We start from the raw sequence: 24,994 nt of genomic DNA on the forward strand, positions 1-24,994 counted from the left end.
TATTATTTCTTACATTGCAAAGATAGTTATGAGGAATAGTCTGTACAATCGCAATAAATAATGATATTACGAGGTCCTACTCATTACTTATAGTGATAAAAAAAGCTCCCTGATAATTTCAGGGAGCTTTTTTGTTTTATCTCATGTTTTTATATTTAGAATGAGTATGATACTTGTGCCGCAAAGTTGCGAGGATCAATTTGGTTAATATAACCACCTCTATAATAAGAGTTGTATCCTAAAGCATCAAATACATTGTTGAAGAACACACGAGTTGTTACATGTCCAACTTTATATGCAAGCTGTGCATTTACTGTTGTATAAGCAGGCATATCGAAAGGTTTTACCCCCGGATTGTATGTGTGTCCGTCGTATGCATTGCTAAATTCGTTAACCGGACGTTTTCCTACGTAGTATACACCTACACCGGCAGATAAGCCTCTTAGTGGACCTCGGTCTACAGTGTAGTTCACCCATCCGTTTGCCGTATGTTTAGGAGCATTCATTGGTGCAGATCCATTTACATATGATGGGCTGTCGTCATATCTTGCATCCAAGTAAGCATATCCAAGCATAACTTGCAGGTTTGAAAGTATACGTCCGTTTAACTCAACTTCGATACCGTCACGTTTCAAATCTCCTGCTTTATAGTAATATCCTGTTGTAGTTGTGGTTCCTTCAACGTATTCAGCATTCGATAGATTATCACTGATAATATGGAAATATGTGAAGTTGAATCTCAGTCGATTATCCAACCAGTCTGATTTAATGCCGGCTTCGAATTGTTTGGTTTTAGATGGACCCACTTCGGTTACTTTATCTGTAAGGATGTTTGCTGCGGATCTCAAGCTGGTACTTGTGGTATATGATGCAAATATATTTACATTTTCGATAGGGGATATCATAAGTCCAACCATTGGATCCCATGCGTCACGAGTGTCTGATCCTACTTCTTTATTGGTTGTTATAGAGCTGTATCTTAACCCAAGGATTGCTTTTATGTATTTGTTGATAGTTAAGACCTCTTGTGCCATTACCCCATAAGTAGTGTATTTCGACTGAACAGGATCGCCAGCATATTTTTTCAGGCTGTCTGCTGCATATGTGGGTATTGTATGATTAATATTACCTGAAATAACATTTATTGTGTCTACAGTAAATGAGCCTAGGTTAGTTGTTGTTGCGTCTGCGATTCTATAATCGAATCCAACTTGGAATGTATGCTTCAGAGAACCTGTATATACATCTTTGCCAATGAAGTCCAATTGGAATGTTGTGTTTTTATCATCACGCAGGTTTCTGGAAAGTTTACGTACTTTATCTTCGTAGTTCGTTACTTTTCTAAGATCGGATAACGCGCTTGATGTGTTATCCACATTGTACGACGAATTAAAATAAGCAGCTCTAACGCTTAAGTTTTTGGTGAATTGACGATTAATTCGTGCCGAATATGTCAATATCTTAGTATTGTTATTTTCTCCTCTAAAACCAAGAAATTTGTTATGAGGCATATCGTAAAGCTTTTCTTCTGAAATAGGTCCCAGATTAACGGTGCTTGTTGCCGGAGTGACATCAGCGTTCAAATAATCCATCTCTAAATTAATTGTGGTCTTATCATCGGGTCTCCACTCCAAAGAAGGGTTGATGTATGCCTTGTTAGTGGATACGATCGGGCGATAGTTGTCGGAACGTTCGTATGCTCCGTTCAAGCGGAATGCTACTGTTTTTTTGCTATCCAGAACAGTTTGCACATCAAAGGTCGGACGGAATTGTCCCCAACTTCCGGCACGAAGGTCTACTTGTCCGGCATTGATAAACTTAGGAGTTTTTGTTACGAGATTTATTACACCACCGGCATTACCTAAGTCTGTGATTACTCCTTGAGTTACTGCTGCTGATCCTTTTATCATTTGTATGCTTTCAATACCTTGCATGTCGGTGATACCTGATGCAGTCTGGAATTGAGAGTCGATACGTACGCCGTTCTTTAATACAGGTATTCCTCGGAATCCACGGCTCGACATACTTTCTTTTACTCCTCCGTATGATCCAAAAAGAGTTACGCCCGGAACATTTCTCACTGCGTCAGTGATAGTTAAGGCTCCTTGTTCGCTGATTACTTTTTCTGAAATAACAGAGATCGATTGTATCTGTTCACTAGGGCGAAGCGGCATACGAGTAATTGCATCCAATTTTTCGGGTTGTTTGTAACGTTCTCCGAAAACTTCTATTTCTTCGAGAGTGTTACTTACTTGCATGTCGAATCTTAATTTTTGCATTTCGTTGCTTAAATCAAGAGCTTGAGTGTTTGGCTTGTAGCCTATGAAACTAACTGTGATTTTTTTAGCGTTTTTAGGAAGGCCTTTAAATATAAATGAACCGTCACTATCTGTTAAAGCAGATAGATTAGAACCTTCTATAACTACTGTTGCTGATGTTAGCGGATCGCCGTTTTCGTCGTATACATATCCTTTTACTTTCTGAGCATAGGTATATGATATACATGCAAAAATAAGGCAAAGAGAAAAAAGTATTTTTCTACACATGTCTGAATTACTTATTATTTATTAGGGATTTTTATTAAGAAATATTAAATCCATGAGTTGGGTACAAAGATCTTTGAATTTTGTTAGTTGAACAATCGCAATAAATAAGTATATTAAAGAGTCTAAATAACAAAATGTAGGTATTGCACTATGTCGAAAAAGTTGATCTCTATAAATGAGGAGTATTAGTTTGAGTGTCGCATTTTTTTATTTATTAATATAATAGCTCGTGGATCTGTTGTTTACTCTTGATTGATTGGCGTTCTCTTTTGAGACGTAAAGGTGAGTTATGGAGGTGTGCCGAATTATATCTTTAGTATGTAATTTATTCTTTTTGGAAATTTAAGTGTTTGTTATACTGGGGTTATCTTCGTAAATATCCAAGTGTTGATAAGTGTTTTGTGCTGCTCTTAGATAGGTAACTGCCTGTTATTGGAGTGTTTTGTAAGCCAAAGAATAAGTGTGTAGTCTTAATGGACTGATTATTCAATGACTAATTGATATTAATATGATATGTTTGTTTTGTTTTATTTATCTTTGCAAAAAAGAATTATACGAATGAGATTGCATAGAATAGTATTATTGTTGGTATTCATCCCTTTTTTTTGTGCATGCTCTGAGCCTTCTATGGAAGATGATGCGCGGGCTGCTGCCGACCTGTCCCGTATATCAAATCAATGTGCCATTGAAAATGACATGGCCGGTGCAGGAAAAGCATATAGTGAAGTTCAGGAAATAATGGAGAAATACAAAAAAATAGATAAGTTTGATGAATTCTATCAATTGTATGGCTCTTTTTTAGAAGAGAGCGCAAGGATTGAGGACGCTAAAATGGAACAGCGGAATGCTCCGTCCGAAACAGATTCGAAACAGGTAGAATAGAAAAATTGGAAGATAGTATTTAATGATATATTGTAGAGTGATAATGGTTTGTAGCCGTTAAGCTTGGAAGTTGTAATAGGGTATGAGGCCTTAAAAAGTAAAAATCTAAATATTTAATAGAAAAATGTCAGAGATTACGCCTACTGAAGAGAAGAAAAGCCTGAATTTTATTGAGGCGATTGTCGTAAAAGACTTAGAAGAAGGGAAAGATGGGGGTCGTTTACAAACCCGGTTTCCTCCTGAGCCAAATGGGTATTTGCATATTGGGCATGCAAAAGCGATATGTTTAGATTTTGGCTTGGCACAGCAGTATGGCGGAATATGTAATCTTCGTTTTGATGATACAAATCCTGTAAAAGAGGATGTTGAATATGTTGATTCTATTCAGGAAGATATTCAATGGCTGGGATTCGATTGGGCTAACGTGTATTATGCGTCCGATTATTTTCAACAATTGTGGGATTTTGCAATCTGTTTGATAAAAGACGGGAAAGCATATGTAGACGAACAGTCTGCAGAGGAGATTGCTAAGCAAAAAGGTACTCCTACTTTAGCAGGAACAGAGAGTCCGTTCCGTAATCGTCCGATTGACGAAAATCTTGATTTATTTACAAAAATGAATGAGGGATTTTTCGAGGAGGGTAGCATGGTATTGCGTGCCAAGATAGATATGGCTGCATCGAATATGCATTTTCGAGATCCTATCATATATCGTATAATTAAGCAGGCTCATCACCGTACCGGTAATAAATGGAATGCTTATCCGATGTATGACTTTGCTCACGGGCAATGTGATTATTTCGAAGGTGTGACTCATTCTATATGTACATTGGAATTTGTTGTGCATCGACCTTTATATGATTGGTTTATAGATCAGTTGGCTGATAGTGATTATCGTCCGCATCAATATGAATTTAACAGATTGAACCTTACATATACCATGATGAGCAAGCGTAAGCTGTTGCAGCTGGTAAAGGAAAGTCTTGTCAACGGGTGGGATGATCCTCGTATGCCTACTATTTGCGGATTCAGAAGAAGAGGATATACTCCTGAATCGATTCGCAGTTTTATAGATAAGATCGGATATACTAAATACGATGGAGTGATAGATGTTGCTTTATTGGAGTATGCGGTAAGAGAAGACCTGAATAAGAGAGCAACCCGAGCTTCTGTTGTATTGGATCCGGTTAAGCTTGTATTGACTAATTATCCGGAGGGAGAGGCGGAAACATTATCGGCTCAGAACAATCCGGAAGATGCCGGAGCGGGATCGCATGATGTGGTATTTTCTAAAGAATTGTTTATTGAAAGAGACGATTTTATGGAAGATGCTCCGAAAAAATATTTCCGGTTGACCCCGGGGCAGGAAGTGCGTCTGAAAAATGCATACATCATTAAGTGTACCGGATGTAAACGTGATGCTGATGGTAATGTCTTGGAAGTATATGCTGAATATGATCCGCAGACAAAAAGCGGTATGGCAGAAAGTAATCGTAAGGTAAAAGGTACTATACATTGGGTCTCAACAAGTGATGCTATTGATGTAGATATCCGTTTGTATGACCGTCTGTTTACTGTTGAAAATCCGGGCGATGATAAAGAGCAGGATTTTAGAGATTTTTTGAATCCGGAGTCATTAATAGTGAAAACTGGATGTAAAGCGGAGCCATTCCTGAAAGATGCAAAAGCTTTAGATCATTTCCAGTTTCAACGTATTGGTTATTTCAGTGTTGATCCCGATTCGACGGATGGACATCTGATTTTCAATCGGACAGTGACTCTGAAAGATTCTTGGAGTAAGATAAAAGACAAATGATTATTCTGTAGCTGATATGGCAGAAAGAGATATATCTGATTTGATAGCCCGGTACGAACAAATGCTCGTGTCGGGTAAGTCTGTTTATTTTGATGCTGATGAATATGATGAATTAGCAGAATATTACGATAAATTAGATGATCTGGATTCTGCACGTGATATAGTAGCTCAAGGTTTACGTATTCATCCGGAAAATGAGCGGTTGATGCTGAAATCTGCCCGATTTATGATATACGACGGAAAGTATACTGAAGCCTTGTATTTCCTGAATGCCCATTTCGGAACATATGATTTCGAAATGTATCTGATGAAAATAGAATGTCTGCTGAATATGGGATTGTATGCAGAGGCTTATCAGTTGACATCCGAAGTTTTGAATGATGATGAAACCGAACTGGATATTATATTGTCAGAATTGGGTTTTCTCTATCTTGAAGCTGAATATTACGATGAAGCTATTCTGTATTTAGAGAAGAGTCTGGAGTATGACTCATCTAATCGGGAGGTTTTGGATGATTTAGCATATGGATATGAGGCTAAGGGGGATTTTGAATCTGCCATACGGATCTGTAATAAAATACTAGATCTCGACCCATATTCCCTTGAGGGGTGGTTGATGTTGGGGAAATTGCATTCATTAAATGGGGGATATGAAAATGCTATTGATGCTTTTGATTTTGCTCTTACTTTGGATGAAAGAGATCTTACTGCCCTTAAATTAAAAGCTCATTGCCTTGTTTTATCGGGTCGGACAGAGGATGCCGTGGAGGTTTTAAAGCAGTGCCTGGAGCTATATCCTGAAGACGATTCTATATATCTGTCTTTGGCCGATTCGTATATGGAGCTGGAGTTATATGATGATATGTTGGTGTATATTGAAGCGTACGAAAAATATGCAGGAGAGAATACCGAATCAGTGGCAAAGAAAGCATACGCTTATTTACTGAAAGGCGATCTTGAGCAGGCACGTATGTTTATTGATCAGATATTATCTACAAATCCGGAATCTTTTGAGGCTAACATGATTGCCGGTGAGCTAAACTACAGGCTGGATAATATGTCCGAAGCCGAGACTTTTTATCTGAAAGCATTGTCTATACATCAATCCGATACCGAGGATGTTTTGGAAAAACTTGTTTCTGTGAATGTGAAACAAGGTAATCTGGTAAAAGCTATCGATTGGCAAAAAAGAATATTGGGTATTGATTCTTCTGCACTTGCGCTGAGACGGCTTGCTCTTCTCTATCTTGAAAAAGGAGATAAAGAAAATTACAGGATGACCTTAGACTCTTTTAGTGATGAAGAGCTTGAATCGTTCTACGTCTTGTTTTATCAAGATGAAGATGTAGAGCAGATACCGGAAGATAGACGTTCTTATTTACTTAATAGGTTATATGAAGCATTTGATTGTAGATTATTATATAAAAATATGAAGTATTGATTATCAGTAGGTCTGTTACTTTAGAATTAACAAAAAAATAACAAAAAGATAATTGAAAACTGCAATATAGATATATTGCAGTTTTTTTTATTGTTAAATGAAGGATAAATAATGTATTGTTTTACAAAATGATATTGCTTGGAGTTCTTATTGTGTCGTTTTCGGTGTTTCTATGTTAATTTAGCTAACGAAAATCTAGTTAAATGGGATATCTAGTTGCATTATCAATGTTATTTTTTGCGTCTTTTGTGAAAAACTATTATATTTGTCCCCTGCTTTGTGAAATTTTGTGAACATTGTTTAGTAAAAATTAAGTAAAATATTATAAATTAAGTAATTGAGTAAAATTAAAGTAGTGTTTATGAAAAAATTGATAATGATTTTGACTTGCATTATAGCAAGTGTGGGGTTATCAGTGGCTCAGACAACAACAAAAGTTTCCGGTACTATCGTTGATGATACCGGCGAAACTGTTATTGGGGCTTCGGTAGTTGCTAAAGGTACCACAGTCGGTACAGTAACTGATGTTGACGGTAAATTCTCTTTGAATATTCCGTCTGATAAAAAGACTTTGGTTATTTCTTTGATCGGTTTAAGAACAAAAGAAGTTGCCGCAGGTCAAAACCTTAGAATTGTTTTAGAGAATGACTCTAAGTTGATAGATGAAGTGATGGTTGTGGCTTATGGTACAACTACAAAATCTACATTTACAGGCTCGGCTTCGGTTGTAAAATCGGATGCTATGGAAAAAATTCCAGCTTCGTCTTTCGAAAAAACTCTACAAGGAGCTAGTCCAGGTCTTCAGATTGCAAGTTCATCAGCTCAGCCAGGTTCGGAAACTACAGTAAGGATCAGGGGAATTGGTTCTATTACAGGAGATAGCTCTCCTTTATATGTCATTGATGGAGTGCCTATCGCATCGAAAGGTATTAGTCGTGTTGCTAATGATAATCCTGATTATGGGACAACATATGGGACTACATCTAACCCTTTAGCTGCAATTAACCCAAATGATATTGAGTCTGTAACAGTGTTGAAAGATGCTTCGGCTGCTGCATTATACGGATCAAGGGCTGCAAATGGAGTGATTATTATTACTACAAAAAAAGGAGCAAGTGGAGAAGCGAAAATAGCATTTCGTTCTCAATGGTCTTATTCTAAGGTTATGGATAATGGATATGATCTTATGAGTGGGTCTGAGCATTATAAGAAAAATTTTGAGGGATATATGGCTATAAATGGAGGGGATGCAACTGCAGCCAATACTTCTGTTCAAAACATGTATCGTCGTAATCCTTATAATGTATCGAATCCTTTAGATGCACAAGGCAATTTGACCTCAGGTGCAAAGTTGATGATTGATACGGACTGGATGGATGAGCTTTATCGTACTGCCGGTACTCAAGATTATAACTTAGATATCTCAGGAGGAAATACTGCTACTAAATATTTTGTATCAATGGGATATATGAAGCAAGATGGAACAGTTATTGCTTCTGATTTTGAAAGATACTCTGGACGTGTAAACTTGAATACAGATGTGAAGAAATGGATGCAAATGGGGGTGAACTCTAACTTTGCAATGACCAAGAAAAATACCCCTCCCGGAGGTGGAGGTGGAGCTAGTCCTTTGGTTCATGCTTTAAACATGCCTAATGCTGTACCGGTTTATGATTTGGATAGTGATTTTAACCTTCAATATGATGCTGAAGGTAATGTTATGTACAATTATACGAACCCATTGTATAATGATATGAATGTGATCGGTCTGTCTAAAACAGATAAATATTTTACAAAAGAATATAGGGCATTTGTTAGTCCTTGGATTGATCTGAAATTTTTCGAAGGTTTCTCTTGGAGAACCAGTCTTACTGCAGATTATCAAAATTTGGATGAACAAAGATGGTATAATCGTGAGCATGGAAATGGCGCTGCGGCTAACGGTCGTTTAGGTAAATATGCTATTTGGAATTTTACAACAACGTTGAGTTCTATTCTTACATACGATTTCAAAGTTAATCAGAAACATCATTTTAATGTTCTTGCCGGATTTGAAAATGTAAAAGATAAATACAACTATCAATATGCTCAGGCTACAGGTTTTCCTGTGTTTGATTTAATTGAGTTGGGAATGGGAGCTACTCCGCAGGAAATGAAATCTCAAACAGATAGAGAAAACTTGATTTCGTATCTGAGCCGTGTTAATTACGATTATGACGGTAAGTATTATGCGTCATTTAGCTTTCGTAGAGATGGATCATCTCGTTTCGGGGCAAATAATAAGTATGGTAACTTTTGGAGTGTTGGCGGTAGCTGGAGAATGACTCAAGAGAAATTTATGGAGCCTACAGCAACTTGGTTGACTGATGCTAAGTTAAGAGCAAGTTATGGAGTGTCTGGTAGTAAAGAAGGTATTGGTAAATATGCTTCACTAGGGTTGTTTGATTCTGGGGCTAACTATAATGGGCAACCAGGTATTTCTCACTTGCAGGCTGCATCACCCGATCTGTCATGGGAAGAAGCCAAGACCTTTAATGTGGGTGTTGACTTCAATATAAAGAGTCGAATTACTGGATCTCTTGAGTTTTATAATAAAAACTCTTCTGGTTTATTATTAAAGAGACCTCTTGCGCTATCAAGTGGATTAACTGAGAAAATTGAGAATATCGGAAAAATGCGTAATACTGGTATTGAGTTTGAATTAACCTCAATGAATATTAAAACATCAGATTTTGAGTGGGAAACAGGATTTAATATTACTCATAGTAAAAATAAGATTACCTCTTATCCAGAAGAACAAGAAATCGACCCTGATACAGGAACTAAGATCAGAACAAGAGGGTATAGTGTCTATGAATTTTATATGCAGGAATGGGCTGGAGTCGATCAGGAAACAGGATCTCCCCTATGGTATAAAAATGTGCTAGATGAAAACGGAAATCCAACAGGAGAGCGAGAAACCACAAATACATATTCAAAAGCAGACAGATATAAATTAGGAACTTCTTTGCCTTCTGTATTTGGAGGTTTGACTAATACATTCCGTTACAAAGGTTTTGATCTATCGTTTTTGTTTACTTATAGCTTTGGAGGTAAAATCTACGATGCTAATATGTCTTATTTGCTGAGCGATGGTAATAGAATGGGTAACCAATTAATCAAAGAAGCATTAGATTCATGGACTCCAGAAAATAAATTTTCTAAAAATCCATTATTTGTAGCTAATAATACGAGCAATTCACATAATATGTCATCTCGTTACTTGTATGATGCAGATTATATTAAATTCCGTAATTTGAATATTGGGTATACTTTGCCATCTAGCTTAACTAAAAAATTCTATGTGGATAATTTGAGAGTATATGCTGGTATAGACAATGTGTTTATTTGGAATCTGGACAGCAACTTCAAAGGGTACGATGTCGAACAAGGTGGAGTTGATGGTTATTTAACAAGTGGAGGAACAGTGCCTCCATCAAGAACATATCTATTTGGTATATCTCTTAATTTTTAATTAGAACATTATGAAGAAATTATTTATAATATTATTTGCAGCAGTTTCGTTTATCTTTACTGCCTGTGATGATAATCTAGATACTACACCTTCTGATCAGATTTCAGAGGATCTTCCATTTAAAACATTGGAAGGAGCACAAACAGTCCTGACCGGAACTTATAACTGTTTATCAGATGGAGTTTATAACCATTATTTGTATCAAAATATATGGTTTATACCAGATGTAATGGGAGATGATGTATATGTATCGGAGTCTGGTAACTATGGCCGATTTGTTCCTACTTACCAATATAATTTGACTCCGCAAAGTAGCTATAGCTATGATCCATGGGCGGCAGCTTATAAGATGATAGATAATGCTAATCTTATCTTAGATAATATTAAGACATTAGCGGAGAGTGCGGAACGCAATAGAATTGAGGGGGAGGCTTCAGCTTTGCGTGCTTACGGATATCATTATTTAGTTCGTTTATATGCTAAGCCATATAATTATGCTCCGGATAGTCCTGGTGTGGTTTTGAGAACAACTTCTTCTTATGAACCATTGCCTCGTGCAACTGTAAAAGAAGTGTATGCTCAGATGGAAACAGATTTATTAAATGCTGTAAGTTTGTTAACTGTAAGTACAGATGCTAAAAAACTTTATATCGATCAAAGAGCGGCTAAGGCTCTTTTAGCAAGAGTTTATCTAGATATGCCAGAAAAGCGTACAGAAGCGATTAAATATGCAGAAGAAGCTCTTTCTGGGTTAACATTGATGGATAAATCGGTTTATGCAACAGAAACTTTTTCTGATTATAATTCTGAAACAATTTGGGCTTTCGAATCATCAGCAGACGATAATGGGTTCTATCTATCTATAGGAGCTTTCTATTATTATGCAGACGGAGGTAAATACGTCGATGGAAAGTTGGAATATAAAAATGTGGTTGATGGATATAGTTCTTTTCGTGTAACACGTAATCTGGTAAACCTATTTGATGATGCAGACATAAGAAAGAAGAATTTCCCTCTTATCGATGGAACAAACGAATATCTTTATCGTACTGGAGGATCTTTAATTACAAGTAAAATCCGTCACAGAGGATATGCAATGGGACAAGGTGCTATTAACTTCTTGAGAGGGTCAGAGATGGATCTTATTATAGCTGAAGCTGCAGCTGATGGTCAAGACTATACTAAGGCGCGGGCAGCTTTAAATGCAGTACGTGTGGCTAGGGGATTGTCTGAGTATTCAGGAAGCAATACTAACTTGGCAGATGAAATACAAACCGAAAGGCGTCGCGAACTTTTTGCTGAAGGCCATAGAATATTTGACATAAAGAGAAGAGGCTTGCCTTTAACTCGTAAGGTAGATGGTAAACTGATGACTGGACAGTGGTCAGATGTTGAAATTCCTGCCAATGGAGATCGTTTTGAATGCCCTATCCCTCAAAAGGAGATAGATGCAAACAAAGCTTTATCAAATGCAGATCAAAATGCATATTATAAATAACTCTATTCTTTATAAGAAAATAAAAAACGCAGAAATATTTATTTCTGCGTTTTTTATTTGGCTGCGATATATAATAATTGTTCTTTCCTCAAAAAAGCGTATATTTGCTAATATTGACTTTAAGAGATGGATGCGAACAAAATAAAAGAACAAGTAAAGTCTAAATTTACTGAGTACCTTAGTATAAACAAACATCGTAAAACACCCGAACGTTTTGCTATACTTGATCATATCTCTTCGACAAAAGGTCATTTTAATGTGGAATCTCTTTTTCAGTCAATGAATTCCTGCAATTTTAGGGTAAGTCGTGCAACTTTATATAATACGATAGAGTTGCTGCTTGATTGCGGTTTATTGATAAAACATCAGTTCGGAGAGAATATTTCTCAATATGAAAGAGCGATAGGCAATGAAAATCACGATCATTTGATTTGCACTTCCTGCGGAAAAGTGAAAGAGTATAAAAACGGTAATCTGTTTACTCAAGCTCAGCAGAAGAAGGTGCAGAAATTCAAAGTGAGTTATTACAGTATGTATATATACGGAACATGTGCCAAGTGCCTGAAAGAAAAGCAGCAGGCTGAGACGAAGAACAAACCGAATAAAAACCAAATAAATACCGATAAAAAATAATGAAAGCAGATGTGTTGCTGGGGTTGCAATGGGGAGACGAAGGAAAAGGAAAAATAGTTGATGTTTTGACTCCGGGATACGAGGTTATTGCAAGATTTCAGGGAGGTCCTAATGCCGGACATACACTAGAATTTGAAGGAGAAAAATTTGTGCTGAGATCTATTCCTTCGGGGATTTTTCAAGGAGATAAAGTCAATATTATAGGTAACGGAGTTGTGCTTGATCCGGCCTTGTTTAAAGGGGAAGTTGAAGCTCTGGAAAAAACAGGTCACGATCTCACAAAACGGCTACTGATATCGAAAAAAGCACATTTAATACTTCCAACCCATCGTTTACTTGATGCTTGCTACGAATCGGCTAAAGGTGAATCTAAAATCGGCACAACCGGAAAAGGAATAGGCCCTACATATACCGAAAAAGTAGGCCGTGGCGGATTGAGAGTCGGAGACTTACTGCATGGATTCGATGCTAAATATCAGGAAGTGAAAGCAAGACATCTTGAAATATTGAAACAATACCGCTTTAATTGTACATCGTTATTCCAGATCGAAAAAGAATGGTTCGAAGGTGTTGAAAAATTAAAAGAATTCACTTTTGTTGACAGTGAATACTATTTAAATAAAGCTTTATCCGAGGAAAAAAGTATTCTTGCAGAAGGAGCTCAGGGAACTATGCTCGATATTGACTTTGGATCATATCCATTTGTCACTTCATCGAATACAGTGTCTTCGGGTGCATGTATCGGTTTGGGAATTGCTCCAAAACGAATCGGTGAAGTGTACGGTATTTTTAAAGCATATTGTACCCGTGTAGGCAGTGGTCCTTTCCCGACCGAACTATTTGACTCGACAGGAGATAAGCTGCGCGAGTTGGGATTCGAGTTCGGATCTGTAACCGGACGTCCCAGACGTTGCGGTTGGATTGATTTGGTTGCGCTCAGATACGCTATTATGATTAACGGCGTAACTCAATTGATTATGATGAAAAGTGATGTTCTCGATTCATTTGATACAATAAAAGCTTGTGTTGCATATCGTATAAATGGAAATGAAACTAAGGAATTCCCCTTCGAAATAAATGACGATCTTACACCAATATATAAGGAATTTAAAGGGTGGAAACTCGATATGTCTAAGATGCAAAGTGAGGAAGAATTTCCAAATGAGTTTAATGAATACGTCGAATTTCTCGAAAAGGAACTAGGGGTCGGCATTACCATTATATCCTTAGGACCGGATCGTGAACAGACTGTTATGCGCGCTGATTTGTTTGGATGAGCCGTTTAGATATTTTTAAGTAATTCTCAAATTTACAAACATTTAATATGTATATCTTTGGCATACCTTTTGATATATAATTTATAAGGTTAAAGAGATTATTAATTAAAGAGATAAAAAGATGTATATAGGTTGGATTCTATTTGGTTTAATTGCTTTACTAAGCTGGGGTATTTCGGCTGTATTGCAAAGTAAATTCAAGAAATATTCGAAAGTCCCTTTAGATAGCGGGCTTACAGGACGTGATGTGGCTTTGAAAATGTTACACGATAATGGAATATATGATGTTCAGATAATTTCAACATCAGGAATGTTGACCGATCATTATAATCCGGCAAATAAAACTGTGAATCTGAGCGAAGGTGTTTATCATAGTAACAGTGTCGCTGCTGCTGCAGTTGCCGCTCATGAATGTGGGCACGCTGTACAGCACGCCAAGGCATACGGCCCTTTAACAATGAGGTCGGCTTTGGTGCCTGCCGTTAGTTTTGCTTCTAAATGGGTGATGTGGATATTGTTGGCAGGTATTTTTACTATTAATGTTTTTCCTGCTCTTATCTGGATTGGTATTGCATTGTTTGCTTTAACTACTGTATTTAGTTTTGTAACATTACCGGTCGAAATTGATGCCAGCAGCAGGGCTTTGGCTTGGTTAGACACAGCAGGTATTGTGCGCGAAGGTAATAAGGATAAAGCTAAAGATGCTTTGAAATGGGCTGCTTATACTTATGTTGTAGCTGCTTTAGGTTCATTGGCAACACTTATCTATTATATCTTTATAGCATTAAACAGAAGATAATAAGGTCTGAGACCTTTTTCATATCATGTAAAAAGAGTAACATTCCGTTACTCTTTTTTTCCATAATAATGTGAATCCTTTATTTGTATATTATTTTATCTATAAGATAAGACCTGAAATTTTGCATTGATTTTATCTATATTGTAAAATATTCTTTAGAGAATAAGACTCTATAGTTAAGAAAACGTTCTTTTAACTTTTGCCGGCTATTGATATTATTTGAATTAGATTACAGGAGAAAAGGAAACAATAAAAAATATACAGTTTTACTGTAACTTTTGTAACCTTTTCAGTAAATAACACAAGCCTCTGAAGGGGATTTTCGGAGACGATGAAATCTTCTTCATGGGACAGAGGGATAAAAAGAAACAACCCTGGAAAAACAATTTCGGTGTAACTTTTGTCACCTTTTTCTAATCGAGTTGCCGCAGGTTTTTTTTACATATTTCGGAATGATAACTTTTGTGGTTGTTATGCTTCCTGAATCAATATAGAGATCCGAGGCTTTAAATAACAACAACTCATTATAATTTATTATATGCGTATACTTTTCTTTGTATTTATATTGCTACTGTTTTTAGGAGGAAACTATTATGTCTTTTATCGTACATGGACAATTATACCTACCAGTAATATTGCCCGTATTTGTTTAATAGTTCTGGCCGTTATTCTGATTGGATCTCTTATTTTGACGTTTGCGGCAGGAGAACATTTGCCAATATCTCTTACTTCAGTATTGTATAAAATCGGTACATCATGGATATTTATCTTTCTTTATTTTCTCATATTTAATCTATTGATGGATTTAATCCGGGCAACACGTTTGATTCCCAAAAACACATTGAGCCATTATACACAGGACAACTGGCTGAGTTTTGCGCTTATGGTTGGTTTTATCGGATTGCTGATGTTTTGCGGATATCTTAAATACAGAATAAAGGAGAGAGTCGATATTCCTCTGTCTATAGAAAAGAATATTCCTGCGAATGACTCATTAAAAATAGTTGCTGTAAGTGATCTTCATTTGGGATACAGTATCGGGAAGAAAGAGTTACAGAATTGGGTGAAGCTTATCAACAGGGAAGAACCGGATGTCGTTCTTATAGCGGGTGATTTAGTCGATAATAGTATAAGACCTGTTCTGGATGAAAATCTAGCCGAAGATTTACGGGCGATAAAATCCCGCTACGGAGTTTATGCTATCATGGGAAATCATGATTATATGGCAGGGGTTGATAATTCGACCCGTTTTATGGCTGATGCAAATATTAAATTGTTACGTGATAAAACAGTTTTGATAGATAGCCTGTTTTATATCGTAGGACGTGATGATAAAACAAATCCCCATCGAAAAAATCTGGATCAGCTAATGACAGGTGTCGACAAAACAAAGCCTGTGTTCTTATTGGATCATCAGCCCTATAATCTCGAAGAAGCTGAGCAGAACGGGGTTGATTTTCAATTTTCCGGTCATACTCACAGAGGGCAGGTTTGGCCAATATCACTGATAACGGATGCAATCTATGAAGACTCTTACGGATCTTTGAAAAAAGGCGGTACTAATATTTATGTGAGTTCAGGTATTGGTATCTGGGGTGGTAAATTCAGAATCGGAACACAGTCCGAATATGTGGTGATAACACTTAAAGGAAAAGATAAATGAAAGTATTCTTTAATGCGCTGGTAGTACATCTTGTGCTGAATGTATATGTGTACATCCGTGGACGGCAGTTGTTGCCTCCCAAAAAATCTTATCGGATGCCTTACACGGCATTTTTTATAGTGGAACTACTTATATACCTGATAGGGCTTATAGGTAATGTAAACCTGCCGCACGAACTACTTAAACCCATATTACTGATCGGGACATCGTGGATGGTGCTGATCGGCTATCTGACAGCACTGCTGCTTATCTTTGACGGGGTAAAATGGCTGGGGAGATGGAACCGTAAAATAAAACAATGGCAGATGGAGAGGCTTTCTCTCAGACGTTCATACTTTATGCTGTCTCTTGTAGTGGTTGTATCCGCAATGTGCTATGGCAACTATCGGTTTTATCATCCTATAATAAATGAATATACTTTGCAGGTAGATAAGAAAGCCGGAGATCTGGATAGCCTGCGGGTTGTAATGGTTGCTGATGTGCATACCGGATACCTGATTGATAAGAAGATCCTGAATATGTACGTAGACCGAATTATGGAACAAAAGCCCGATATTATACTTCTGGTCGGTGATATTATAGACTATGATCTGGCTCCTTTGCAAGAGCAGCATATGGAAGAAGAGTTTAGACGGTTGAAGGCTCCTTACGGTGTATATGTTTCTACAGGAAATCATGAATACCGATTGAATGCCGAAGAAAAAATCAAATGGCTGGGAGAGCAGACCGGAATGACATTGCTTCGGGATAAGACTGTAAAAATAGACGATAAATTTTATGTGGTAGGAAGGGAAGATGACCATGCTCCAAACCGAAAGAAGTTATCAGAAGTAATGTCAAATACAGATAAGTCGTACCCTGTTATTGTGATGAATCACGAGCCGAAAGATTTATCAGAAGAATCCAACGAAAAAGCTGATGTTGCTGTTTACGGGCATACCCACAACGGACAGTTATTCCCTTATAACATACTTATAAACTTGATCTATGAGGTTGGTCATGGCTATAAAAAGAAAGACAACACCCATGTGTATGTGACCTCGGGATTGGGACTTGCCGGTCCGCAGTATCGTATCGGTACTATTTCTGAGATTGTGGTTCTGAATCTGAAATTTCAGAAATAAGGATTACTTTTCTAATACGTGATAATTGGGGATTTCAGGCAGATACTGATACGATAGAGAGTCGTAGTCTATCCGGCAGCAGTAATGTTCTAAGCCATTCGATACAATCAGATAACGTACTTTCAGTACAATATTATAGCGGGCAATCTGATCAAATACCTGCTGAGTTATAGGTACATCCGGAGCTTTATACTCAACTATAACCAATGGTGACGGAGTATTATCGTACACGACAGAGTCGCATCTTTTGATACGGTTATTCAGGGTTATTTGTATTTCATTCGCTATTAATGAAGGGGGGTATCCTTTATCGGTAATCAGATAGTTGACAAAATGTTGCCGAACCCATTCTTCCGGAGTGAGTGCGACATACTTCTTTCGTATTTGATCCCAGATACATATTTTGTCCGTTTTTTTGATTTTTGGATTGTATTCGGGAAGATTAAGTGCTAACATTTTGCTATCTTTGTCGATTAATTTTTTATATGCTGTGCTATCGGAATCTTACTTCTTCCGGCAAAGTATAACAGAGAACAAATAGAGTTTGTTGTTGTTCAGTAGATTATAGTTGTCGACTAAACCTACAAGTATTTTGCAACAATAAGAGAGGTCGGAAACCTCGAAACAAAAATAGATTTATTATGAAGACAAAACAAGAAATTGTGGATAATTGGTTGCCCAGATATACCAAACGTCCACTGGAACAATTTACAAAGCACATCCTACTGACCAACTTTTCGAAGTATGTAGAAATTTTCGCTGAGCACTTCAAAGTTCCTATTCTTGGTTTGGATGGTAATATGCCAAATGCTTCGGCAAATGGTATTACTATTATCAACTTCGGAATGGGTAGTGCTAATGCAGCTACTATAATGGACTTATTGAGTGCCATTGAGCCTAAAGCGGTATTGTTTTTAGGGAAATGCGGTGGTATTAAGAAGCATAACCAATTGGGTGATTATATCTTGCCTATCGCAGCGATAAGAGGAGAAGGTACATCTAATGATTACTTTCCGCCGGAAGTTCCATCTTTGCCTGCTTTCAACCTGTTGCGTTCACTTTCGTCAAATATCCGTGACTTTAATAAGGACTATTGGACAGGTACAGTTTATACCACCAATCGCAGGGTTTGGGAACACGATGATAAGTTCAAAGAATATCTTCGTTCCATACGTGCGATGGCTGTCGATATGGAAACCGCAACTTTATTTACCTGCGGATTTGCCAATCAGATACCAACGGGAGCTTTGTTGCTGGTTTCGGATCAGCCGATGATTTCAGATGGAGTGAAGACTGAAAAGAGCGATACAGTAGTGACTCAGAATTTTGTAACCGAACATGTTATGATTGGAATCAAAGCATTGACTACCTTGATTAACAACGGTTCGACAGTGAAACACTTACGTTTTGAAGATTTCTGAAAACAATAACCTTTAAAGTATATAGCCAATACTACTATCCATGTCATTTGAGCAAATAAAGAAAGATATATCAGCTCGTAAGTTTCATCCTGTTTATCTGTTGATGGGGGATGAGCCTTATTATATAGATGATATAACCAACCATCTTCTGGAAACAGTTATTCCCGAAACCGAAAGGGACTTTAATCAAACGATATTGTATGGTGTTGATACGGATGTTGCTTCTGTCGTGACCTTGTCCCGGAGTTTTCCGATGATGTCGGATCATCAGCTTATTGTAGTGAAAGAGGCTCAGGGACTGAAAAAGATTGAGGATCTGGAAGTATATGTTAAGAACCCTTTGCCCAGCACTATTCTGGTTCTCAATTATAAAGGAGGTACTCTGGATAAACGGAAGAAGCTATATGCTGAAGTCGAAAAACGAGGTGCTGTCTTCGAGTCGAAGAAGATACCCGATTATAAGATGTCGGCTTTCATTACTTCTTTTGTTACATCCAAAGGTTTGGGGATCGATACCAAGTCGGCTCAGATGCTGGCTGATTATCTGGGTAATGACTTAAGTAAGGTCGTCAATGAAGTGGATAAACTGCTCCTTTCTATGGGACAGTCCGACAAGCGTATTACGGCAGACTTGATAGAACGTAATATAGGTATTAGTAAAGACTTCAATAACTATGAATTGTTGAAGGCTGTAGTTGAAAAAGACATCTTGAAAGCGAATCGTATAGCGGACTACTTTGAAAAGAATCCGAAGAATAATCCGTTGATTGTAACTTTGGTTGTGTTATTCAATTTTTTCAGTAATCTGATGGTTTGCTATTGGGCTAAAGATAAATCGGAGAATGGCATAGCTGCAGAATTGGGTTTTCGTAATTCATATCAGGCTAAAGATTATGTCTTGGCTTTGAAGAGTTATAATGCTTTTAAATCTATGGAGGTTATGTCTTTGCTGCGTACATATGATGCGAAGTGTAAAGGTGTAGGTAATCCATCGGCTCCTGATGGAGAATTGCTGAAGGAATTATTGTTTAAGATAATGCATTGAGAAAGGTCGTATATCAAAATAAAGAGAGGTCTAATATTATATAATATTAGACCTCTCTTTATTTATTGTGCCGAGTTAATATCCTTTCGGATAATAGATATATGATAATTTAATTTGATAGTCTGGCAGATAGTAATCATCTCTTCCTAGATCCGAAGACTGTAGATAATAAGCTATGGTTTTGTCATTAAAGGATATGTCATATTTCAATGTTTCTGTATATGTTTCTCCATTCTCCAGCCATGTTTCGATATACGGCAGGTTCGTTTGTACTTCATAGCCTCCGGATTCCGTAATAAACACACTTGCATTTATAATTCCATTGTTGTATATCTCTTTGGTTAGGCTAGGTACATCGAATACTACTTCATATCTGCCTCTTTGATCATTCCATTTCCAATCAGCCTTCTTTATGTTGTGAAAAGCTAAATCGTATAATACCTCATTTTCCACCGGATAATATTTATCCTCTCCACATGCGCTGAATAAGGTCGTTGCCGATAACAATAAAATAATAATTTTACCTATTGTAGATAGTTTTTTCTTCATATTTGGTTTCATTAGTGTTATTTCACAAACGTATGTAAAAAAGATGAAAAAAGAAAAGCATTTAAGATTTATTCTTAAATGCTTCCTATCAGGGGTGAAAGACGGGGCTCGAACCCGCGACCTTCGGAACCACAATCCGACGCTCTAACCAACTGAGCTACGATCACCATCTTGCTATTGCGGTGCAAAGATAGTTATTTTATTATTCGATGCAAGACCTTTTGCTGAAAAAATCGCATGGATAAAAGAAAATATTACCAATCGAATAGGTTTAATTGAATACCTCCTTTAGGCTTATCCGGCTTTTTAGCTTCGCCGGAAACAGTACGTCCACCATATAAATATGATTCATCTCTCTCTTTCTGAATGATTTTGTCAAAGTTATCATTAGGAGTAAATCCTCTTTCCATTTGCAATGATACTTTAGACAGATTGCGTAATACCTCGGATTTCTCCTTGTCTCCTAGCTTAGCCAGATGTATGGATCTATCGAAGATTTCAATTGTTTCATCATAAACAGAGGTAGGAACCGGAAACGGATGTCCGTCTTTTCCTCCGTGAGCGAAACTGAAACGAGCCGGATCGCTAAATCGGGAGGGGGTACCATGTATAACTTCACTAACCAATGTCAATGACTGAATAGTGCGGGGGCCGATACCTTGCAAGAGCAGTAATGATTCAATATCGGTTATGTCTGTATTATGAGCCAGAGCCAGAGTTGCGCCTAATCGTTTTAGATTGACATCCTTTGCCTTTACTTCGTGTTGGCGTGGCATTATCAGTGAGATCTCCTTAATCAGTTTATCCGGATTTTCTCTGGTAAGATCAAGAATCCCTCTTTTTAGAGGTTGGGCATTTTTATCAGTCAGGTTTAATATCAGACCTTGATTCTTTCCGTATATAGAAGTATGAGGTTCTTCTGTAAATGATTTCACGGCAGCAGACATCCAATGATACCGGCGAGCCATGCGTTCGTTTTGATTCATCCCTTGCTGAACAACTGCCCATTCTCCTTCTTTGGTCACTATGAATGAATGCAGATATAGCTGAAATCCATCCTGTATGGCGGTATTATCGACTTTGGCTGATAATCGGCTCGCTTTTACCAGTTCATTCCCATTTAGCCCGGTTCTGTCAGCGATATTCAGTAATTCATCAGGTGTTTGCCGTGAAGCATTACCACGCCCTCCGCAGACATAAATACCTAAGTCATGGGATCGTTTATTGATTGCCTTCTTTAGGGCATTCATCACAGAGGTTGTAATGCCCGATGAATGCCAATCCATACCCAGCACACAGCCTAACGACTGGAACCAGAAAGGGTCACTCATCCTTTGCAGTAAAGCCGTTCGTCCATATTCCATAATGATGGATTCTACGATAGCACCACCCAACTGCATCATGCGTTGAGCAAGCCACGGTGGAACTGTTCCATAGTGTAATGGCAGATCGGCATGTCCTCTTTTCATATTGCTAAGGTATATTATTTAGCTTGTACAGATTGGGTATTTCATTAATATTTATCGAAATCCTTTTATTTTAGCCTAAAGCAGTTTACTTTTGTAAGTGAATGAAACCGAAACAGAAGACATCTGCAGTTATTCGCTCTAAGCAGGCTAATTTTTCGTTAAGCGACGAAGAGTATAGCTTGATGTGCCAGTATATGAAGAAATACAAGATATCCAATAAATCTCGTTGGCTGAGAGAGACTATAATGACCCATATCTTGAAGAATCTGGAAATGGACTATCCTACACTCTTTGGAGAAAATGAAATGCGCCGATGATTAATCAGGTACTAGGTGATGAATACTTTATGCGCCAGGCCTTGAATGAGGCCAGACAAGCTTTTGATCGGGACGAAGTACCTATCGGAGCTGTTGTGGTATGCCAGAATCGTATTATAGCACGGGCACACAATCTGACCGAAACATTAAACGATGTAACGGCTCATGCCGAAATGCAGGCTATTACCGCTGCAGCCAATGTCTTAGGTGGAAAATACTTGACAGACTGTATTCTTTATGTAACCGTAGAACCCTGTCCTATGTGTGCCGGAGCATTAGGCTGGTCACAAATACCGAAGATTGTCTATGGTGCTCCCGATGCAAAGAGAGGATATACAGGCATTGCTCCTAAAGCCTTACACCCCAAGACCCAAATCATAGGCGGAATCATGGAACAGGAATGTGCACAGTTGATGCAGGACTTCTTCAAAGGTAAGCGTTGATGTTTATCGTATAAACACCCATTCGCTGTCAGTAGATAAGAAAGCAGCGAATGTATATCCTTCACTATCGAACAATTTTATTTCTTCCGGATTCTCGATTTGCTTTTGAATAGCATAACGAGCCATCATCCCCCGAGCTTTTTTAGCATATACAGTAACCTGTTTGATGCCTTGTGATGTTTGTTCCTTAAATACAGGAGTAATTATCTTGAGGTCTTTCGGAAGTTGCTTTTTATCTATGACTTTGCTGTACTCATTCGATGACAGGTTGAGCCATACCTTATTGTCTTCATTCAGCCTTTGGTTAAAGTATGCTGAAATATCCTGTTTCCAGTAATCATATAAATCTTTCCCTTTACTATTTGCCAGTTTGGTCTGCATTTCCAAACGATATGGCATTATCATATCCGAAGGCCGTAAGGCTCCATATAATCCCGACAGAATAACAAGATGCTGTTGAGCAAATTTCCAATCATTATCATCAAAAGTCGCAGAATTGAGTCCCGCATAAGCAATTCCGTTATAGGCCGCTGCCGCCTGCTTCCGGGGAGAAATATCCATATCGAAAGAATGTATATACTGATATACTTCCAAAGCTTGTTTCGGGTTGATCTTCATTAAATGACCGATTTCGGTAACCTGAAGATCTTTCAGTATATCATTCAATTCCATTGCTTCGGAGATGAAGGTCGGTTCGGAATATTCCGTCGTCGAAACTTTTGGCGAAAAATCGAGCACCTTAGCCGGAGAAAGGGTTATTATCATTCTATATATATGCAATTGTTAAACGTGACAAAGGTAATAAAAGTAACAGATTTTTTTACTTTGCCAATGTGAATAAGAACTCCAATCCTCCTTTCGAGAACTTGCGGGCATGTATTTCTCCTTTATGCAGCAGAACAGCATTTTTTACGATAGATAAACCCAATCCCGAACCTCCGGTTTCGCGGGTACGTCCTTCATTTACACGATAAAAACGTTCGAAAAGCCGGGCTAGATGTTGTTCTTCAACACTTTTTCCGGTGTCGTAATAAGAAAGATATACATACTTGTTATCCTGCATATAATCTTTGATATGTATCTCAATGTCTTTTCCTCCGTAATTGATGGAGTTATCCATCAGATTGCGGAATATCGAATACAACAGGGTTTCGTTTCCGTGTATTGTTATATCCGGTTTTACATCTATAAATAGCGTTATGTTGTTATTGCTTAATCTGTCTGTGAGGTCAATGCGGACTTCGTTTATAACCTGTACAAGATTGATTTTCTCCATGATGAATTTATCGGATGCCTCTTCTATCTTACTCAGCAGGCTGATGTCATCAATCAGGTTTGATAAACGTATAGATTGAAGATAAGCCCGTTGGATGAATTGTTCCTGACGCTCTGGGGGTAGTTTCTGATCTGTAAGAGTTTCAAGAAATCCCCGTAAACTTGTTACCGGAGTACGCAGTTCGTGAGCTATATTGTTGGTCATTTCCTGCTTTAACAAGCGGTTTTTCTCTACTTTGGTTATGTCACGGATGGTGACTTCAAAACTCTTGTCATCGAATATGATTACCTGCAGATTGAATGTCTTGCCATTTCTTTCGATCTGAAAAGCAAAATGATTCTCTCCTGTATGCCGTGCTGCAAAAAAGTCTTCGATAGGATGCAGTGCCTTATCTTCAAATATATTGTCGATATCGAATATCGGTCTGTCTACTATCTGGTTCAGATTTTGCAGAAAATGAGAATTAGCATATATTTTTTCTCTTTTAGGAGTAAAGATACATAAGCCTGTTTCGGAATACTGAAAATGCTGGATAAGTTTTTCCCTTTCCAGTTCAACAGCCTGCTTACTCTCTTCCCTGAAGTTGAAAATATCCACTAGTTCTTTTCCCATTTCTCCTAACTCGTCATCCGGAAAGTTGATATTTGCCGGTAGAGGTTGGTCGTTTCTTAAACGGGAAATGATGTTTCTCAGTTTATTGATAGATTTGTTGAAACGGCCGGCAACCAGGTTTAACAGAATAAATACTAAAACGAATAGTGTCAGAACTATATATATAAAGAAGTTATCAGGTTTCAGGATGTTTTGCACCTGTACGTCATATGGCAAGGCAACACGGATAAAATAATTGTTGAAGAACTTCGCATAATAAAGGTATTCGTGATTTAGCGATGCAGACATGCGGATATTTGATCCGTAATCCTGATAAAGAGCTTTCATTATCTCTGGCCTGTCGAGGTGGTTGTTCAGGCTTTTCAGATCGTGAGTGTCTTTTTCATAAAAGACTTTGCCTTCGGCATCTATAAGAGTTACGCGCAGATCAGAAGGCAGTATCTTTATAAGCGGAGATATTGCAATCGTATCGTTCGCTACAAGGTGGTTCTGCCCGATATATTGATGAATAACTTCTACATAGCCATCAAGCTGAGATTCGAGAGCCTCAGTACGATATTTGCGTTCTTCCCGTTGCTCGGATACGATAATACATACCGAGAATACAGCAAATATGATAAATATAAATCCGAACAGCCTTTGCTTATATGTTAGTTTCATTAAGTAACT

General features: G+C 37.7%; 20 protein-coding genes and 1 tRNA gene. 14 read left to right on the forward strand and 7 right to left on the reverse strand.

Features of this window, described 5'->3' with window-relative positions; translation table 11 throughout:
* Nucleotides 1–155: 155 nt before the first annotated feature.
* Nucleotides 156–2,546: a TonB-dependent siderophore receptor gene (locus AABJ51_RS17600; protein WP_338373631.1), complete on the reverse strand. Its 2,391-nt coding sequence runs from the start codon at nucleotides 2,544–2,546 to the stop codon at nucleotides 156–158.
* 558 nt (nucleotides 2,547–3,104) lie between these two features.
* Between AABJ51_RS17600 and AABJ51_RS17605 the strand changes: the two genes are divergently transcribed.
* The 10 genes from AABJ51_RS17605 to AABJ51_RS17650 all read left to right on the forward strand — a co-directional run bounded on the left by AABJ51_RS17605 (nucleotide 3,105) and on the right by AABJ51_RS17650 (nucleotide 17,193).
* Nucleotides 3,105–3,428: a hypothetical protein gene (locus AABJ51_RS17605; RefSeq protein ID WP_035331159.1), complete on the forward strand. Its 324-nt coding sequence runs from the start codon at nucleotides 3,105–3,107 to the stop codon at nucleotides 3,426–3,428.
* Nucleotides 3,429–3,552: 124 nt separating this feature from the next.
* Nucleotides 3,553–5,244, forward strand: coding sequence for a glutamine--tRNA ligase/YqeY domain fusion protein (locus AABJ51_RS17610; protein WP_338373633.1), 1,692 nt, complete (start codon nucleotides 3,553–3,555; stop codon nucleotides 5,242–5,244).
* Nucleotides 5,245–5,260: 16 nt separating this feature from the next.
* Nucleotides 5,261–6,685, forward strand: coding sequence for a tetratricopeptide repeat protein (locus AABJ51_RS17615; RefSeq protein WP_026625568.1), 1,425 nt, complete (start codon nucleotides 5,261–5,263; stop codon nucleotides 6,683–6,685).
* 361 nt (nucleotides 6,686–7,046) lie between these two features.
* Nucleotides 7,047–10,199: a SusC/RagA family TonB-linked outer membrane protein gene (locus tag AABJ51_RS17620; RefSeq protein ID WP_338373635.1), complete on the forward strand. Its 3,153-nt coding sequence runs from the start codon at nucleotides 7,047–7,049 to the stop codon at nucleotides 10,197–10,199.
* 10 nt (nucleotides 10,200–10,209) lie between these two features.
* Complete coding sequence (locus tag AABJ51_RS17625; protein WP_321577310.1) at nucleotides 10,210–11,697, forward strand: RagB/SusD family nutrient uptake outer membrane protein; 1,488 nt, start codon at nucleotides 10,210–10,212, stop codon at nucleotides 11,695–11,697.
* Between the two features lie 126 nt (nucleotides 11,698–11,823).
* Nucleotides 11,824–12,330, forward strand: coding sequence for a Fur family transcriptional regulator (locus tag AABJ51_RS17630; RefSeq protein ID WP_338373636.1), 507 nt, complete (start codon nucleotides 11,824–11,826; stop codon nucleotides 12,328–12,330).
* Nucleotides 12,330–13,607: an adenylosuccinate synthase gene (locus AABJ51_RS17635; RefSeq protein WP_338373637.1), complete on the forward strand. Its 1,278-nt coding sequence runs from the start codon at nucleotides 12,330–12,332 to the stop codon at nucleotides 13,605–13,607. The genes AABJ51_RS17630 and AABJ51_RS17635 overlap by 1 nt, the downstream gene beginning before the upstream one ends.
* 121 nt (nucleotides 13,608–13,728) lie before the next feature.
* Nucleotides 13,729–14,406 (forward strand): zinc metallopeptidase, encoded by a 678-nt coding sequence (locus tag AABJ51_RS17640; RefSeq protein ID WP_338373639.1) that lies wholly within the window; start codon nucleotides 13,729–13,731, stop codon nucleotides 14,404–14,406.
* A gap of 538 nt (nucleotides 14,407–14,944) precedes the next feature.
* On the forward strand, nucleotides 14,945–16,069 hold the full coding sequence (locus tag AABJ51_RS17645) for a metallophosphoesterase (RefSeq protein ID WP_026625562.1): 1,125 nt from the start codon (nucleotides 14,945–14,947) through the stop codon (nucleotides 16,067–16,069).
* The gene (locus AABJ51_RS17650) at nucleotides 16,066–17,193 is read left to right on the forward strand and encodes a metallophosphoesterase (RefSeq protein ID WP_338373641.1); all 1,128 of its coding nucleotides are present in this window, start codon (nucleotides 16,066–16,068) and stop codon (nucleotides 17,191–17,193) included. The genes AABJ51_RS17645 and AABJ51_RS17650 overlap by 4 nt, the downstream gene beginning before the upstream one ends.
* A gap of 3 nt (nucleotides 17,194–17,196) precedes the next feature.
* On the opposite strand, the gene AABJ51_RS17655 is transcribed toward AABJ51_RS17650, so the two are convergent.
* Nucleotides 17,197–17,649 carry a type I restriction enzyme HsdR N-terminal domain-containing protein gene (locus AABJ51_RS17655; protein WP_026625560.1) on the reverse strand — a complete coding sequence of 151 codons (453 nt, stop codon included), beginning with the start codon at nucleotides 17,647–17,649 and terminating at the stop codon, nucleotides 17,197–17,199.
* Between the two features lie 185 nt (nucleotides 17,650–17,834).
* Here AABJ51_RS17655 and AABJ51_RS17660 point away from each other — a divergent pair, with 185 nt between their 5' ends.
* Together AABJ51_RS17660 and holA are read left to right on the forward strand one after the other, a co-directional pair.
* Nucleotides 17,835–18,614, forward strand: a complete 780-nt coding sequence (locus AABJ51_RS17660; RefSeq protein WP_026625559.1) for an AMP nucleosidase — start codon at nucleotides 17,835–17,837, stop codon at nucleotides 18,612–18,614.
* 40 nt (nucleotides 18,615–18,654) lie between these two features.
* Nucleotides 18,655–19,659, forward strand: coding sequence for a DNA polymerase III subunit delta (gene holA / locus AABJ51_RS17665; RefSeq protein WP_338373642.1), 1,005 nt, complete (start codon nucleotides 18,655–18,657; stop codon nucleotides 19,657–19,659).
* 75 nt (nucleotides 19,660–19,734) lie between these two features.
* Here holA and AABJ51_RS17670 read toward each other — a convergent pair whose 3' ends face one another.
* The 3 genes from AABJ51_RS17670 to AABJ51_RS17680 form a co-directional block, all read right to left on the reverse strand.
* A complete protein-coding gene (locus tag AABJ51_RS17670; protein ID WP_338373643.1) occupies nucleotides 19,735–20,208 on the reverse strand; it encodes a hypothetical protein in 474 nt (157 codons plus the stop codon).
* 92 nt (nucleotides 20,209–20,300) lie between these two features.
* Nucleotides 20,301–20,376, reverse strand: a tRNA-His gene (locus AABJ51_RS17675).
* An 86-nt stretch (nucleotides 20,377–20,462) separates the two neighbouring features.
* Nucleotides 20,463–21,677, reverse strand: coding sequence for a DUF763 domain-containing protein (locus tag AABJ51_RS17680; RefSeq protein ID WP_338373645.1), 1,215 nt, complete (start codon nucleotides 21,675–21,677; stop codon nucleotides 20,463–20,465).
* Nucleotides 21,678–21,778: 101 nt separating this feature from the next.
* Here AABJ51_RS17680 and AABJ51_RS17685 point away from each other — a divergent pair, with 101 nt between their 5' ends.
* Together AABJ51_RS17685 and AABJ51_RS17690 are read left to right on the forward strand one after the other, a co-directional pair.
* Entirely contained in the window at nucleotides 21,779–21,994 is a 216-nt protein-coding gene (locus tag AABJ51_RS17685; protein ID WP_134437177.1) for a hypothetical protein, read from the forward strand.
* Nucleotides 21,991–22,437 carry a nucleoside deaminase gene (locus tag AABJ51_RS17690; protein ID WP_026625553.1) on the forward strand — a complete coding sequence of 149 codons (447 nt, stop codon included), beginning with the start codon at nucleotides 21,991–21,993 and terminating at the stop codon, nucleotides 22,435–22,437. Before AABJ51_RS17685 ends, AABJ51_RS17690 begins: the two co-directional genes overlap by 4 nt.
* Nucleotides 22,438–22,440: 3 nt before the next feature.
* Here AABJ51_RS17690 and yaaA read toward each other — a convergent pair whose 3' ends face one another.
* Both yaaA and phoR read right to left on the reverse strand, forming a co-directional pair.
* Complete coding sequence (gene yaaA, locus AABJ51_RS17695) at nucleotides 22,441–23,202, reverse strand: peroxide stress protein YaaA (protein ID WP_338373647.1); 762 nt, start codon at nucleotides 23,200–23,202, stop codon at nucleotides 22,441–22,443.
* Nucleotides 23,203–23,257: 55 nt separating this feature from the next.
* Nucleotides 23,258–24,985 (reverse strand): sensor histidine kinase, encoded by a 1,728-nt coding sequence (gene phoR, locus AABJ51_RS17700; protein WP_338373648.1) that lies wholly within the window; start codon nucleotides 24,983–24,985, stop codon nucleotides 23,258–23,260.
* Nucleotides 24,986–24,994: the final 9 nt, after the last annotated feature.

This window comes from Indolivaga capnocytophagoides, assembly GCF_036511535.1.
Taxonomy (GTDB): domain Bacteria; phylum Bacteroidota; class Bacteroidia; order Bacteroidales; family Dysgonomonadaceae; genus Dysgonomonas_A; species Dysgonomonas_A capnocytophagoides.